This is a genomic window from Caulobacter sp. LARHSG274 (assembly GCF_052871235.1).
The window spans coordinates 46,958-61,796 of the sequence record NZ_JBIXJO010000023.1; the positions used below are offsets into that span (position 1 = coordinate 46,958).

The following is a 14,839-nucleotide window of genomic DNA, read 5'->3' on the forward strand; positions in this document are numbered from 1 at the left end:
CACGCCATGCGACGCTTCGCGGCGTTCGCGGTCGGCTGCGCGCTGATCGCCCCTCTCGCCCCGCCCACCGGGGTCTGGGCCGCCCCCTACACGGTCGATCGCCTGCTGGCGGTCGAACAGCTGGTTTCGGCCAAGCTCGATCCGAGCCACCGCTGGCTGGTGGTCCAACGTACCGAGCGCTGGGACCGCGCCCCGCGTTACGACCTGGATTTCAACACCAAGCTGGGCTTGGGCCGGATCCAGGTCTTCGACGTCGCCCAGGGCGGGATCGAACATAAACTGGATCTGCCGGCGGGCCCTGGCTACACCGCCCTGGGGGTCTCGCCGGGCGGACGCCGGCTGGCGGTGGCGCGGCTGACCGGCCATGCCTACGAGCTGGGCGTGGTCGAGCTGGAGAGCGGCCAGGCGCGGTGGCTGGGCCTGAGCCCCCGTCAGGAAGTCTGGGGACCCAGCGTGATCTGGCGCTCGGACGACGAGCTTCTGGTGGCGGCGCGGCCCGCGGACTTTCCCGACCCGATCATGGGCTTCGGGTTCTTCGGCCATCAACGCCTGATCCAGCAGTGGGCGGCCACGGCCCAGGGGGACCTGGGCGCCAGCGTGCTGGGCAGCGGCCAGGATCGCGGCCTTCGCCCCCAGGCGCCGGTGGTCGGCCTGGTCCAGGTCCAGTTGAAGACGGGCGAGCAGCGGATCCTGACGCCCGGAAACGTCCGCGACCTCAGCCTATCCCCGGACGGGCGCACGGCGGCGGCGATCGTCGAGGGCGAGGACATCCAATACCCGCTCGCGGAGCCGACGACGCCGGCCTCCGAAGCCACGGTCAAGCGCCTGGTCATGGTCGATCTCGACAGCGGAAGAACGACGACGCCCTGCCCCGATTGCGACCTGATGGCCCGCTTCCTGGCCTGGTCCGACGACGGCCGCGACCTGCTGGTCTTCGCCCGCCAGGGCGAGGTCGGCTTCTCGCGGGGGCGCTTCTGGCGCATGCCGGCGGCCGGTCCCGGCGCGCCGCTGAACCTGGACGGCCTGACGCCCGCGCTTGGCGAGACCTACGACACCGCTGGCCTGCCGCTCGGCGGCTGGCTGGACGGCGCGCCGGTGGTCTATGCCCGCCCGGCGGCTGGCGGGCGAGCCGACTACTGGCGCCTGGACGGCGATCACCGCATCAATCTGACAGCGCGCCTGCCGGCCGAGGGCCGGGCGATCGGCGCGGACGCCGATGTCTGGGCCGTGGCGGCCGCGGGTCAGGTCTGGCGGGTCACCGCTGGGTCGGCCCAATCCTGGGGCCTGGCCCAGGGCGCCGTGCGCGCGTTCGGTCCGGCGCCGGCCGGGTTCCGGGGCGAGCAGAACTTCGTGCCAGCCCTGAAGGACCTGGCCCTGGCCGATCCGGCGGCCCGCCCAGCCCTGCCCTGGCCCGGCCAGCGCCTGCCCGCGCCGCTCGCCGAGGTCCGCGTCACCGACGTCGCGCCGCGGGCCCGGATCGAGGTCGCCCAGGACCGCCATGGCGTGGAAACCGTGCGCCTGGTCGCGCCCGGCGCCGCGCCCAAGGTGCTGGTCACGGTCAACGCGGCGCTCGCCGACGTCGATTTCGCGGCGCCGATCGCCATTCATCACCAGGGACTCGACGGCAAGGCCCTGACCAGCTGGCTCTATCTGCCGCCGAACCTGCCGGCCGGCGTGCAGCCGCCGGTCGTGGTCCTGCCCTATCCGGGCGCGGCCTCGGCCACGCCGCCGCGCGCTCAGGGGCCGGGCGTGTTCAGTCCGACGGTCAACGCCCAGATCCTGGCCGCGCGCGGCTACGCCGCCATCGTCCCGGCCATGCCCTATCTGGCGGGCCGTGAGCCGATCGAGGGCCTGGCCGACCAGATGCTGGCCCCGGTCGACGCCGCCGCCGCCCAGGGCCTGGTCGATCCCGGCCGGGTGGCGATCTGGGGCCACAGCTATGGCGGCTACGGGGTGATCGCCGCGGCGACCCAGAGCAAGCGGTTCAAGGCAGTGATCGCCACCGCCCCCACCGTCAATCTCGCCAGCGCCTATGGGCGCCTGGGCCCGGTGGTCTACGCCGTTCCCGAGGACGGACTGACGGTCTTCGCCTCGGCCGGCTGGCAGGAAAGCGGTCAGGCGCGCATGGGCGTCCCGCCCTGGAAGGACCCGCAGCTCTACCTGCGCAACAGCCCGATCACCTATGTCGACAGGATCACCGCGCCGGTGGCGATCTTTCACGGCGACAACGACAAGGGCCTGGACCAGTCGGCCGCCCTGTTCGGCGCCCTCTATCGCCAGAACAAGGATGCGATCTTCGTGACCTATCGCGGCGAGGGTCACGTCTTCTATTCGCCGGGCAATATCCGCGACTATTTCCGGCGGGTGTTCGACCTGCTCGATCGCACGATGGGCCCGGCCTCAGCAGGCCCTGGCCTGGCGCGCCCCGGCCCCGCAAACGGCGGCTAGGCGGTCGCTCCAGCACCGGGCCCAGGCCTCCAGGGCCAGGATCACGAACAGCTCCGAGGAAATGTTGGTCCAGACCAGCCGCTCGGGGGTCAGGGCCGCGTCGAGCCGCGCCCGATCGAGCAGGCCCGCCACCGCCAGTTGGCCGTCGAGCAGATAGGGCCGCAGCGCCTGCAGGCTCCCGCCCAGGCTCTGGGCGAAATAGGTCGTCAGGTCGCCCTTGCCGCGCCGGTTCAGCACCAGGGGCGGCAGGCGGTCGGCGAAGGCGGCGCGGGCGAACGGCCGATCATTGTCGCCCACGGCCAGCCGCCCGGCCGCCACCGACAGGCAAAATTCGACGACCGGCTGGCTCATCAGCGGGTCGATGACGTCGCCGGCCCGGTGCCGCTGGCTCTCGCCGAAGGAACTCAGACCATTGACCAGGGCCAGGACCTGAAGTTGCTTGGCCGGGTCCAGGACGCGGGCCTCTTCAAGCCAGGGATGGCGGGCGGGGTCGAGCGCCGCCGCCGCGTCGGACAGGAAGGCCTGGACGCCCAGGCCTCCGGTCAGGTCCCGGGCCGACAGCCCGCGCCGCAGCAGGTCCCAGACGGTCGTGGCGTTGCGCCGGGCCAGCCGCGACAGGCCGCGCCCCAGCCCGCCCGCCGACAAGCCGCCCAGCACGTCGCGGACCAGGGCCGGATGGGCCATCTGATAGAGCACCCCGTCCCCGCCCCGCCCGGTGAACATCGCCTCCACGCCTGGCGCGGCCAGGCGCGCGGCCAGGTCGGCGTCGTGGTCGGGATCGCCGCCGACATAGTTGGGACGCGGGCCGCCGGCGGCCCCGCAAAGCTTCTTCGGGGCGAGGATCAGCCTCTCGCGAGCGACCACCTCGAGCGGGACGCCGATCCGCTCGGCGACGGCTTGCGCGTAGCGACGCTCGTCGCTCTCGTCCCGCGGAAAGCTGTGATTGACGCCATAGACCAGGGGCGCGCCGACCTGCTTCAGGCTGGCCGCGACGATCGCCGAGTCCAGCCCGCCGGAGATTTCACAGAACACGCCCTGACGTCCCAGGGCCCAGGCGGCGACAACGCCGTCGACGGCATGGCGCAATTCCGCCGGGTCGGCCTTGCGCCGAGGCCGGCGCGCGAACCGCGACGGCGACCACAGGCGCGGCCCCGCGCCGTCAGGCCCCGCCAGGACGCCGGGCGGATAGCTGGTCACCCCGACCAGCGGGCAGATCAGGCTGGCGAGATTCTTCTGGCGCAGGATGGCGGCCAGACCGTCCCAATCGATGGCCAGGGCCTGCGGCCACAGGGCCGGCAGGTCGGGCAAGCGCGAGGCGATGAAGCGCAGGCCGCCCCGCCGCCAGCCGATCGCCTCCATCACGCCGAGCGGATCGCGCAACACCCGCGCCGATCCGTGTTCGTCGCTGAGGATGGCGACGTAGCGGCCGAAGGCCCGGTCGACCAGACGATCGGCGATCTCTCGCGCATCGCCGCCGACGCCCAGCAGGTCGAAGTCCCGACCAAGACCCTGACGGGCGGCGTCGGCGTCGAACACATCGCCGATCAGGCCGCCGGCGACATTGGGCAGATGCTGGTAGGGCGGCGGCCGCCCCGCCTCCAGGAAGATCGAGAACCGCCGGCGCTCGGCGACCTTGGTCCAGGCCCCGGTCTCCAGGACCAGGGCCTCGGCGGCGCGCCAAGCGGACGGATCGGCGTCGACGTAGGCTTCGATGACCAGATAGTCGCGCATGCAATCACACCACCAGGATCGGAGTGAAGCCGGCGACGTGGTCTGGCCGATCGTCGAGCACCACCGCCCCGGCCTGCAGCCAGCAATGGGCCTCGAACGGCCAGGTGCGCACCCCGAACACCCAGGCGGCGTGATGGCCCCGGCGCTGGAGATAGAGCCGCTGTTGCAGGCTGCGCATCAGGCAAAGGCCGGCCCTGGGCAGCCACGGCGACAGGCGGTCAAACCGCCCCGCCTCCGCCAGCAGGCGCGCGTCCGGGGGATCGAAGGCGCTCGGCGCCAGCGGTCCGGCCAGGGCCAGGACCGCGCTAAAGGGAAGCTTGGCGATCGCCTCGGCGGCCCGGAGATTAGCGTCGGCCGCGTCCAGGAAGGCCCGGAGTGTGACGGCCTTGGTCTCGCCCTCCAGACCGCGCGTGACGGCCGGCGGGCGGCGATCGACCGCGCTCGACGCCGCCGCCGTCAGCAAGCCGGCGGCGATCAGGTCGTCGGCGGCCTGCGGCGGCCTGGCCTGAACCTGGCGACCTGGACCGAGATGAAGATGGTCCCTGGCCCCCGCCAGGCAGAAATAGGCGTCCGAGGCGATGTCGAGAAAGACCACGTCGGTCTCGACCTGCGCGGCGTGGACCTGCTCTCCCAGCCAAACCGTCATCGCCTCCTCCCGGGTCCAGGCGTCGTCGCGGATGATCGGGCCGGACGCCCCTGGGACGCCCGGCCTTGCGGGTCAGCCCCAGCAGTCGGTGATGTCGACGCCTTCCTGCAGGCCGGACGGCTGTTGCGCCTGGGTCAGGGCCTTGGCCGAGCCGAGGTTCAGAAGGCGAAATTGGACGACCTTGGTCATTGGACGAAATCCTTGATGGGATGGAGGTGAAGGACGACGCCGTCGGCGTCACGGACGCCGGCGGCGCGCGGCGCGGCGGATCAGACGTAGCGGTCGCTGATGTCGCTGGCCTCCTGCTTGCCGAACGGCAGGCCGGCCTGGGTCAAGGTCTTGGCCGAGCCGAAGCGCAGCAGGCGGAACGCGGTGTTGATCGGGGTCATGACAGGCTCCTTCTTGAGATCGCCGCCAATCGCGGCCTCTCAAGGGGGCGCCCCGAAGGTTCGACATTCAAACCATATCCGTTCGATATTTTTCACCCAGGGCGAGGCTGGAGATCGCCGCCGCCGCGGCGATGCGCCGGCGGTGATAGGCCTTGGCGCCCAGCAGCAGCGCCCGCGGATCCTGGGCTTCGAACGCGGCGATCAGGCCCCAGGCCTCCGCGTCCAGGTCGCAAAACACCTGGGCCTCGAGCGGCTGATACGGCGCCAAGCGCTCGCTGGCGGCCTGGTAGGCTTGCGCCAAGATCAGGTCGCCGGCGCCCAGGACCAACTCGAAAAACAAGGTCGTCACGATATCGGCGGGCGTCCGACTGAGCGCCAGTTCGTCGCCCAGGGCCAGCATGGGGCGCTCTGGAAAGATCCGCCGCCGCGCCCGTCGCCCGGCGTCGGGGGTCAGAGCGGTCTCCAGCAAAAGGGCGCGAAGCGCGTAGAGCTCGGCCAGATGCGGCCGGGTGTAGACCGGGCCGCGCTTGTCGACGAGGTGTTCGCCGGCCAAGCGCGAGAGGACCTCCCGCACCGGGGTCGTGGACAGGCGCAGCTCCGCGGCGATCAGCTGGATCGGCAGGGCCGCGCCGGGCGCATCCTCCCCTTGCCGAAGCCGGCGTCTTAGGGCGCCCAAGGCCAGGGCGAAGGCGTCGCGTTTCGGAGGCAAGGCACGGACTCGAACGATGGAGGCGCCACTATCACCTGACGTTGCGCCCCGCGCCGCCCCGACATGGCCTTTCGTCCGTCCTCGGAGCGACGATCGCCGGCTTTTGGCCTTCGGACGCCAAGCTGGAGACGCCGCAAACCGTTACGCGGCATGGCCCGCGCCAAAAGTCGGGAAACCGTTCCCGTAGAGTGGCGCGCCGCGTGAGCAGACCCCTGGGGCTCGGCGGAAGAAAGTCGCGCAGAGACGAATTTTTCCGACAATACGTAGGGTTGTGCTTTGACGTGGTGTTCGCTTTGTCGCCTGATAGACACAGCAAGTGCCGAGTAACGCTTTGGTCAAACGCGCATCCGAGGAGCTGAGACGCCAGGGCCAGCTCCTGTCCCAAATCCTGAAGCAACTTCGCGAGCTGCGACACTTGCCGGCGCGGCAGGTCGCAAACGCCATAGGCCTGCCGCTGCGCACCTACTACAACTTCGAGTCCGGAACGGGAGCGTTGGACGTCGCCAGGATCTTCAGGTTTGGCGACGCCACGAGCACCGATCCGGTCAGTATCTTCGAAGCGCTGATGCTTGGCTCGGTGGAGCACGCCCTGCGTTGCGCCGAGAACCAGGCCGCCTCGATCAAGCTGGCCGCCTTCCATCGGTTCGAACAGAAGGTCGGCGACGGGATGACCAACATCCAGCCGCAGTTCTTCATCGAGGCCTTCACCCGGGCCTATGACAGCCTTGAAGGTCACAAGGACAAGATCGATCGCGGCGCCGAGCGTTGGTTGGCGCAGAACATGCCCAAGATCCCGCGGGACGACACCTAGCCCGGGGTTGCGGCGCGGCTGTCCCCGGGTCCCCGCCTTCGTGGTCGCTCGCAGCGGTTCCCCAAATCCGACGCGCGTCGATGTCTTGCAGGTCCGGATCGAGCGGCGCCCGCAGGCCCCAGCGTTCGGCCAGGCCGATCAGGTCGCCGGCGCGCCAGCGCTGATAATCGTTCCGATAATCGAGATTGCGGCGCAGGAACTCCCAGGCCAGCGCCGCCTGGCGCGGGTCGATCACCTCCGGCGGCGCCGCTACGCGCTGAAAGGCGGGCGGAACGGGGCTGCAGCGGGCGACGCGGGACTTGGCCATGGCCCCATTGAGCGCTTCATGTCGCCAAGCTGGAATTGACGCCGCGCTCTGGCGCCCGAGGCGATCGACAATTTTCCGGTGCGAGGCTCGCGCGCGCCATGACACGGGAGGGTTCAACCGACTTTTGGCGCGCTGCTCCAGAAGATTGGCATGCGCCGTGCCATGAAAGGGTTGGCGAAAAACATGTCCCCAGGAAAGTGAGGGCGCACAACAGGCCCGCAAGCCGGCCGCCGAGCCAGGCCGGCGAGCGCCAGACCTCGACCAGACGCGAGGGCTCCAATCCGGTCACACGGAGCCCGAAGAGCGCCCGATAGCCTCCGGCCACCGTCTGTTCCGCCGCTCGCACCAGCCGCTGCACGCGCATGCGCATGTAGTCCGATCCCGCGGCCCAATCCTCCCGGACACGGCGCTCGCCAAACAGGGACAGGGCGATGTCGCGATAGCTGGCGCCGGCCGCGCGCGCGTCATGGACCCGCAGGATCTGCAGCCATCGGGGCGCCTTTGCGAGGGGCCGACTGCCCGATCCGACAAGGCGTCCGGTGTCGCGCAGCGCCATCAGACGACGAAGATTGTCCAGCGCGCCCTGCCCGCTTCCCAGGGCCGGCAAATGGAAGCGAAAGACCGCCGGCCCGGCCAGGACATCGCCTTCGACCACGGCCAGACGCAGGCGGCGCAAGCCGTCGCTGATCAGGACGTGCTGATCGCCATCGGCCGTGCGGACCACCAGGATCGGCGTGTCGAGGCTGGCCAGATCCATGGCGGCGGGGTCGCCGGGGCTGGCCGGCCGGGCGCTGAGGACCGGAACCGCGCCATCGGCTTGCCAGCGCCACAGGGCCGTGGGCAGCGGGTCGCCGGGCGGTCCCTCGCCCACGAAGCAGAGCTCCGGCGCCCCGCCCGCCGCCGCCGGGCCGCCGCCCCCCGACGCCGCCCTGGCGAGCCCTCGCCGCGCGAACTCCCAGGCCCAGACCTGAGGGTCGGCGCCCAGGAGCGGCAGATAGGTTTGCGCCTTTCGCCAGTCAGGCTTGCAGGCGTGGACATCGTCCATGGCGGCTGCTCGTCGTTCCACCAGACAAGTGTCTCGGACGTCGGCAGGCCTGTCGAGCCGGCGCCTCCAGGCGCGCGTGCGGCGAAGTTTGCGATGGACGCCGCCGGCGCCATGCCACTAGGGCGTCGGGCGAGGCGCCTGATAGAGTGGCGCGCCATGGCATCCGCACGCAGAGGCTTAAGGTTGACGTCCAAGATCGAACATCCCGTGGCCGACGAGCCGCCATGGTCGGAGACGCTCACCGACTACGATCAATGTCATCTGGTGACCTATCTACGCCTGCTCGACGCCGACCAGGACGGCGCCGACTGGCGTGAGGCCACGCGCCTGGTCCTGGGCCGCGACCCAGACCAAGCGCCCGACCTTGGTCGCCGTTGCTGGGAAACCCATCTGGCGCGCGCCCGCTGGATGACCCAGACCGGTTATCGTCATCTGCTGGCGCTGCGCAGGCTTTGACCTTTCCTTCCAGCGCCGGTGGAACAGCGTGAAGAGGCCCCGCTGGAAGGACCGGACGCCCGCCCGACTATCGAGCCGGCGCGTCACTCCGCCTCGGCCATCTCGTCCCCGTCTGTGACAGGTAGGCGGCGACAGCGGCCTGAACGATTTCCAACTTGGACTTGCGCACGCGGCCAGGGAGAGGTTCACCAGCCGTCCAACCCCGCCGGCAACGTTGAGCGAAGTGATGCTGGCCATCTTCTGCGAGAGTCGCTAGGCGGTTGCCCGCGACCCCGACCAGGGTCGCTATCTGGCGGCGGTTAAGCCGTCCCAGCTCCGGCAGCTCGGCGATGATGGCGTGGGCCAAGGAGCCGCGCCCATTCGGCCATTTCAAGCGCGCCCATCGCGATGACCCGGTCGCCGGCGCGATAGACGATCTGGCCCTGATCCACGCGCGCCAGGTCTTGGTCGATCAACCGCCGCACGCCCCTGATACGGCTGTTTACGAGTGTGAGGTGGATGCCTTCTCACGCGAATCGGGCCTAAGCTTGGGCGCTTAGGATCAGGAGCTTCGGAGCGGCCGAAGGCCATCCGCGCATTTTGGGACATCGCTCCGATGAAGATGAAGAACGCTCGCAGCATCGCTGCTTTGATCGCTGCCTCAACCTTGTCCTTTGCGGCGTCGGCGCACGCCGACGCGGTTCGCGGCGTCATCATTCAAACCGAGGGGCACATCTCGCCTTCGTGCCGGACTGTCGTTCTCAAACGCAAGGACAATGGGCAGACGATGTCCTTCCGCATCGCAGCGACCAACAGCGAGGATGGCGTCATGGCGGTGACGTTGACGGCCCTGTCGACGGGTCGCGAAGTGCAGATTTTTTATACGCCCAACGTAACGACCGGTTGCGGCAGTGAGCCGCGTATCGAGTACATCTCGCTCTACGCTCAGGGTTATTGAGGCGCCCTCTTGTCGTTTCCCCAGAGGATCTGACGGGTTGTCTATCGAAGGATTGGCAGAGCTCTGCCCAGCGCGGATGCCTGGCCAGCCACGCGCGCACCTTGGGGTGTTTGTGGGTGGCGTAGTTGTCGAGGATGGCGTGGACGGACTTGCTCGGCGCGACGGCGGCCTCGACGGCGTTGAGGAAGCGGATGAGACACCGTCGGCCGTCAGCATGATGATCCGCGCCCGCCAGACTTCCTGGGTGATCGCCTCCAATCGGAGCCGATCCTCAGGCGTGACGGTGATGGAAATCCCTGCGCGCATGGCGCAGACTCGCACGACCCCACCTCCCGAGGGAATCCCCAAGGGGAGTCTTAATGTTAGGGCGAAACCACTAGCGGTGCAGTGAAACGATGCCCACCGCTTCCAAATTGGCGAATTCGCACGTTCCGGTGCCGATGACATCGATGGGCAGATTCGAACCCATGGCGGTCAGCAGCGTCGCCGCCAAGGTCTGGCCGGCCAGCGTCGTCGTATTCACCGAGAAGCTGTAGGTCGCAGTGGTGCAGGCGGGCAGTCCGGTGCGGGCTGTATCGAGGTTGATCTGCAGAACGCCGGCGTTGTTGGGGACCAGCGAGGCGATGTGCACGTTGAGGATCGAGGGGATGAAAACCGAGGCGCTGTCGGAATTTACGGGATTTGGCGTGCCGTCAAGCGCGGCCACGCTCAAACAAGCCTGCAAGGACGCCGACGCCGAACTAGCGACGTTCAGGCCAGACTATCCGCCAACAAGGGATCTTCTACTTCTGGCGGCGCTGAAAGAGGGCTGGACGCCCTGCGGCCTCACGCGAAGCCTCCTCTATCGAACCGAAGACCTGACCTCGGACGAACGAGCTCTCGCGGCGGACCGCATCGGCAAGAATGCCCCGTTGAGGGCTCGATGAGATTGCTCAGGGCGAGCGCATTCACTAGGCGCCCGTCCAGACAGACTCCACTGTAGTTGCAAGGTGCCCAACGTGGGTCGGACACCTCCAGGACGGACACAAGCTCTGCGTCACGGATTAGGGTGCCTGGAACACGTTCCAGAGCCGGGGCTTGCCCTCGGCGCTGAGGCCTCGGTCAAAGGACCTGTTCCGAGGCCCCCTCGTTCCGCCGCCTTGGCGCTGCTGAACGGGGCGTGGTCGTCGCCGCGCGAGCCTCGCGATCGTCCAGGAAGCTGAAGCAGGGGTCCTCGGAACAGGTCCGAAGACGACGGATGTGGTGTTCATTACGATGACGGCGCACGAAATGCTCCTTTCGGCTTCACCCGCGCTTGGCGGAGGCCCGCGAACGACCGGCCAGAGCCTCGAGACGCCCGATGAAGGCCTCGCCGCCACCGGCCGCCCGACGGGATGAGATGGCGGGGAACCCCTTCGAAGACTGCGCACGCCAGACGCGCCATGCCGCGACGGGTGCTGAGAGGCAAATTAGTGCACTGTCACCGTAATCCAGGTTCCGGCGGAAACCTGACGGACGTGCAGCGGCCGGACGCTTACGAACTGCCTATTCGCTTTGATTGCGATGACGGACAGCAGCCTCTTCATAGTCGATAAGCCCACGCTCCGCGTCGGCCTCCAGGGACTGGATCACCGCGTCATAGTCAGCGGCCTCCGGAACCTCGAACACCACCAAGCTCGGAAGATGGCTCTGCTCGGTATAGAAGCCCCTGGATTTTAGTCGCTGTATGTAATCCGCCTTGATGGAGTCTTCCAGAAAAATGATCCGAACAACCGAGTTTCCAGACCTGTGAATAGTGTCTTTATATAACAATATATCATCGGATTCTTCCGCTCTCACCACATCGTCCGAGCTGACCCCCCTGACGAAAAATGGCGCATTGTCTATTCTATATTTTCCACCACCCAAGGACTCTGCCCACAAGGTCTCATAATCGTTGGGTGGGTAATCATCTTCATCCTTTTCCAAGGGAAAGGTCAGCTTTTCACGCGACATTTCTCAACCGCCTCCGCCGCCGCCCATATTCGGCCATCTCGGCGGCTTGATCACGTTACACAGAAGGCAACGCACAGCGCCATTTGAAGGGCTGCCATCTCCGCCATTCGCTTTGTCGATGATGTGATCCACGTTTGTCTCCCGAGGATCGCGCTTATCACCCTTTTCCGTCTTTTTAGGTTCGTTGGTGGGGTTGCGGCAATCGACACAGGTCGTCTGTCCATCATTCTGCTGGCGGTTCTCTTCTTTGACTTTTCCTTTGCCGCCACGGGTAAACGGCTTTCCGGCGCGGTCTCCGTTTGCGGTCCCTGGTTTGTCAGCCTGACTCGGCGGCTTTGCCTGATCGTTATGATGGGTGATGCCGTTCCAAATATTGCTCGCCGCACTGCCGATCTTGTCATGGATCGCGCCGCAGACTTCCACGCAGATACCGGCCGCGACCAAGCCGCCGGCACCCCAGTAGACAGCAGCAGCAGTGCCCGCTGAAATCCCCTCGCCAATGCATAAATCCTCAACGCACTGCCCGCTGGGATCGCCGTGGTTCACCGGATCATCCCCGACGTAGGCGTACCAGTTCAGCCCATCATCATACCCAATCGGGTCCGTCTGCAGAAACCGCCCAAGCGTCGGCGAATAGATGCGGGCCTTGTAGTAATACATCCCCAGCTCGGACAACCAGGCCTGGCCGGTATATTGGAACCGCCCGGCGTTGCCCGCGCCGGGAACGCCGTACTCGTCATAGCTGTTGACGCCCAGCGATGCGCCCGCCGCGTCGGCGTGGGCGACGATGCTGCCCTGCCAGTCGGTGAACAGATGGCGGCGGTCGCTCAGCGACGCGCCCTCGTACCAGACGATCGGGTCATCGACCGCGCCGCCATGGACGTAGCGGCGCAGCAGGGCGCCGGCGCCGTCATATTCGGCGACCAGTTCGTCGCCGTCATACAGGAACCGGGTGGTCCCGGCCCCGCCCGCGCCGGCCGTCTGATACAGCCGCCCCAGCGGGTCGTAGCTGAGGGTCGCGGTCGTCGCGCCGCTGGCGCTGGTCAGCCGGTTCTCGACATCATAGATGAAGCTGGTCGAGCCGTCCGAGGTCAGATTGCCGTTGGCGTCGTAGCCGAAGCTGGCCGGGCCGACGATGCTGTACTGGTTCAGGCCGTTCGTCGTGTAGCTGCGATTGACCGCCCCCGCCCCATACCAGGCATAGGCGTCATTGTTGCGGCCGTTGGTGATCAGCTGCGAGGCCGGATTATAGACGAAGCTCCAGGCCACGTCCGCGCCGGTCCCGGCCAGATCATGGCCCAGCGACGTCAGGCGGCCTATCTCGTCAAAGCCATAGCTGGAGACGGCCGCGCCATTCGTGCGCGATTCCGGCAGCGCCCGCGCATTATAGGTGTAGGTCGCCAGCGTGGTCGCATCCGATTCCTTGACCTTGGACATCCGGTCGAGCCCGTCATATTCGAACGTCACAAATTGCGCGTCCGACCAGGTCAGGCGTTTGCGGTTGCCATAGTCGTCGTAGAGATAGTTCAGGGTCCGCGTCACGCCCCCCATGTCGTTGGTGCTCGAGGTCAGCTGGCCCAGCGCATTATAGGCGTTGGTGATCCCCTTGCCGCCGGTCGAATAGGTCGCGGTCAACTGATGGCCCATCAGGTCGTAGGTGTAGTCCACGCCGGCCACCGCCGCGCCGCTCTTCTGGGTCACGCGGTTCAGAACATCGTAGGTGTAGTTGATGAAATTGCCGTCGCGCTTGCGCAGCTTCGTGCGGTTGCCGGCGAGATCATATTCGTATTCTTCATAATCGGCGGTGTTGACGCTACCCGCGGTCGCCAGCGCCGTGGCGGGCGTGCTGGGGTCGAACGCCGACGGCCTCGCCTTGCTCGGAAACTGCCACTGGTGCAGCCGATTATATTTGTCATAGACGAACTTGGCCTGATTGCCGTTGCCGTCGATCGCCGCCTCCTTCTGCTCCGTGACCGTATAGCTCCAGGTCGCGTCCGCGGTCTCGATCGGCGTGCCGACCCCTTTGCGGACCTGCAGCAACTCGCCCGCAGGATCGTAGACATTCTTCGTGATCCGGTCGGGCCCGTTGCTCCCTTCCACGCCCAGCGTGCAGGCGGAGGCGGGAAGCGACCCGAAGGCGGCCGGATTCATGCGCAGGGCGACGCACTCGAGGCGCCGCCGAATATCATAGCTCATCTGCTTGACGCCGACCGGGCTGGTCCCGGTCGCATAGTGGCGCTCGACCGTCGGCAGGCCGGTGGCGGTGCTATATTCGGTGTCGACCCTTTCGGCTGGCGTCATCGCCTGCAACGCCGCAAGGGTGATGTCTGTGACCGTGCCTTTGGCGACGGATTCGACCTGACCGTCCGCGCCGTACACCGTCCGGACCGCCGCCCGGGGCAGCGGGTCCGAACCGTCGGGATCCCCGCCGATCGACCCGATCTTTCGCCTTTTCAGATCGTAGAAGCTGTAGACGGCGTCGTCGGCGCCCGGCCGGGGTCCGTCCTCGACGATGACATTGCCATAGCGGTCATAGGTAAAATTGACGGTCGTCGCGAGCGAGCCGTCGCCGCGGCTGACCGTCTTCGACAACGGCAGGAGATTGCGAGCCCCATAGGCGCTGCTCGACGGATCATAGGTAAGGGTCGTCTTCAGCTCGTCGGTCGTCCCGGCGCAGGTCGCCAGGGTCATGGTCCGGCAGGTGGCGGTCGACACCAGCCTCCACACCACTGGCTGGGCCTGCGTGCCGCCCCCGCTGGTCTTCAGATAAGGCGTGAACGGCTGATAGTCGTAGCGGGTCTGGGCCTGAACGCCGTTCACCGCCGGCTTGGTCGCCGTCCGCACGCCGCCGTGATCGGGATCATAGGTATAGGTCGTGGTGTTGTTGCGCGCGTCGGTGACGCTGGTCGGCTTGTTGCAGGTTTTGGGGTTGGTGCAGGTCGCCGGATAGGTCGCCGTCGCGACGACGATGTCCTCGCTTCCGTTGGTGGCTCCGTTTTTCGGCCTGATCGTCGCCGAAGTGATGTTGTTGCGGCTGTCGCGCGCGTAGGTGGTGGTGATTCCGCTCAGCGCTGTGACCGAATTGACCTGATCGTTGAGATAGGTCTGGGTCGTCCCATGTCCCAATTCGTTGACTCGCAGATTCACCTGCGACCAGTTGGGGTTGAATTCAAACAGCTGGATCCTGCCGCCTGGAGGGATGGCCAGCACGCGCCACGCATAGAGGGGCGCCATCCAGTCGCAGCAATTCGGTTCCAGATAGCTTGTCGTGTAGGTCCAGGCCTGCCCGTCCCGTGTGACGCTCTGGACCCGGTCCGCCAAACGCGCCGGCGGCTTGTTACTTCCACCCTGCCTCCACACCGTCTCGACCCCTCGCGGGTCGACGA

Annotated in this window: 13 protein-coding genes; 4 read left to right on the forward strand and 9 right to left on the reverse strand. The window is 67.4% G+C overall.

The window, feature by feature from the left end; all coding sequences use genetic code 11:
- The first annotated feature begins 6 nt into the window (after positions 1 to 6).
- Positions 7 to 2,448: a prolyl oligopeptidase family serine peptidase gene (locus tag ACIPQB_RS23550; RefSeq protein WP_446487678.1), complete on the forward strand. Its 2,442-nt coding sequence runs from the start codon at positions 7 to 9 to the stop codon at positions 2,446 to 2,448.
- Here ACIPQB_RS23550 and ACIPQB_RS23555 read toward each other — a convergent pair.
- From ACIPQB_RS23555 to ACIPQB_RS23565, 3 genes are all read right to left on the reverse strand, one after another.
- A complete protein-coding gene (locus ACIPQB_RS23555; RefSeq protein WP_446487679.1) occupies positions 2,401 to 4,179 on the reverse strand; it encodes an asparagine synthase-related protein in 1,779 nt (592 codons plus the stop codon). The two genes, ACIPQB_RS23550 and ACIPQB_RS23555, sit on opposite strands and share 48 nt — an antisense overlap.
- A 4-nt stretch (positions 4,180 to 4,183) precedes the next feature.
- Positions 4,184 to 4,825, reverse strand: coding sequence for a lasso peptide biosynthesis B2 protein (locus tag ACIPQB_RS23560; protein WP_446487680.1), 642 nt, complete (start codon positions 4,823 to 4,825; stop codon positions 4,184 to 4,186).
- A 456-nt stretch (positions 4,826 to 5,281) separates the two neighbouring features.
- Complete coding sequence (locus ACIPQB_RS23565) at positions 5,282 to 5,923, reverse strand: GntR family transcriptional regulator (RefSeq protein ID WP_446487681.1); 642 nt, start codon at positions 5,921 to 5,923, stop codon at positions 5,282 to 5,284.
- Positions 5,924 to 6,239: 316 nt separating this feature from the next.
- Between ACIPQB_RS23565 and ACIPQB_RS23570 the strand changes: the two genes are divergently transcribed.
- Positions 6,240 to 6,734 (forward strand): helix-turn-helix domain-containing protein, encoded by a 495-nt coding sequence (locus ACIPQB_RS23570; protein WP_446487682.1) that lies wholly within the window; start codon positions 6,240 to 6,242, stop codon positions 6,732 to 6,734.
- Here ACIPQB_RS23570 and ACIPQB_RS23575 read toward each other — a convergent pair.
- Positions 6,628 to 7,041 carry a transcriptional regulator domain-containing protein gene (locus ACIPQB_RS23575; protein ID WP_446487683.1) on the reverse strand — a complete coding sequence of 138 codons (414 nt, stop codon included), beginning with the start codon at positions 7,039 to 7,041 and terminating at the stop codon, positions 6,628 to 6,630. The two genes, ACIPQB_RS23570 and ACIPQB_RS23575, sit on opposite strands and share 107 nt — an antisense overlap.
- A gap of 16 nt (positions 7,042 to 7,057) precedes the next feature.
- Positions 7,058 to 8,086 carry a DUF2285 domain-containing protein gene (locus tag ACIPQB_RS23580; protein WP_446487684.1) on the reverse strand — a complete coding sequence of 343 codons (1,029 nt, stop codon included), beginning with the start codon at positions 8,084 to 8,086 and terminating at the stop codon, positions 7,058 to 7,060.
- Positions 8,087 to 8,269: 183 nt separating this feature from the next.
- Between ACIPQB_RS23580 and ACIPQB_RS23585 the strand changes: the two genes are divergently transcribed.
- Positions 8,270 to 8,542 carry a DNA -binding domain-containing protein gene (locus tag ACIPQB_RS23585; protein ID WP_446487685.1) on the forward strand — a complete coding sequence of 91 codons (273 nt, stop codon included), beginning with the start codon at positions 8,270 to 8,272 and terminating at the stop codon, positions 8,540 to 8,542.
- A gap of 299 nt (positions 8,543 to 8,841) precedes the next feature.
- Here the strand turns inward: ACIPQB_RS23585 and ACIPQB_RS23590 are convergent, their stop codons facing one another.
- A complete protein-coding gene (locus ACIPQB_RS23590; RefSeq protein ID WP_446487691.1) occupies positions 8,842 to 8,997 on the reverse strand; it encodes a hypothetical protein in 156 nt (51 codons plus the stop codon).
- A 140-nt stretch (positions 8,998 to 9,137) separates the two neighbouring features.
- On the opposite strand from ACIPQB_RS23590, the gene ACIPQB_RS23595 reads away from it, so the two are divergent.
- Complete coding sequence (locus ACIPQB_RS23595) at positions 9,138 to 9,479, forward strand: hypothetical protein (RefSeq protein ID WP_446487686.1); 342 nt, start codon at positions 9,138 to 9,140, stop codon at positions 9,477 to 9,479.
- 376 nt (positions 9,480 to 9,855) lie between these two features.
- On the opposite strand, the gene ACIPQB_RS23600 is transcribed toward ACIPQB_RS23595, so the two are convergent.
- The 3 genes from ACIPQB_RS23600 to ACIPQB_RS23610 form a co-directional block, all read right to left on the reverse strand.
- Complete coding sequence (locus ACIPQB_RS23600) at positions 9,856 to 10,185, reverse strand: hypothetical protein (protein WP_446487687.1); 330 nt, start codon at positions 10,183 to 10,185, stop codon at positions 9,856 to 9,858.
- 818 nt (positions 10,186 to 11,003) lie between these two features.
- Positions 11,004 to 11,453 (reverse strand): DUF4265 domain-containing protein, encoded by a 450-nt coding sequence (locus tag ACIPQB_RS23605; RefSeq protein WP_446487688.1) that lies wholly within the window; start codon positions 11,451 to 11,453, stop codon positions 11,004 to 11,006.
- 3 nt (positions 11,454 to 11,456) lie between these two features.
- Complete coding sequence (locus ACIPQB_RS23610; RefSeq protein ID WP_446487689.1) at positions 11,457 to 14,687, reverse strand: RHS repeat-associated core domain-containing protein; 3,231 nt, start codon at positions 14,685 to 14,687, stop codon at positions 11,457 to 11,459.
- Positions 14,688 to 14,839: the final 152 nt, after the last annotated feature.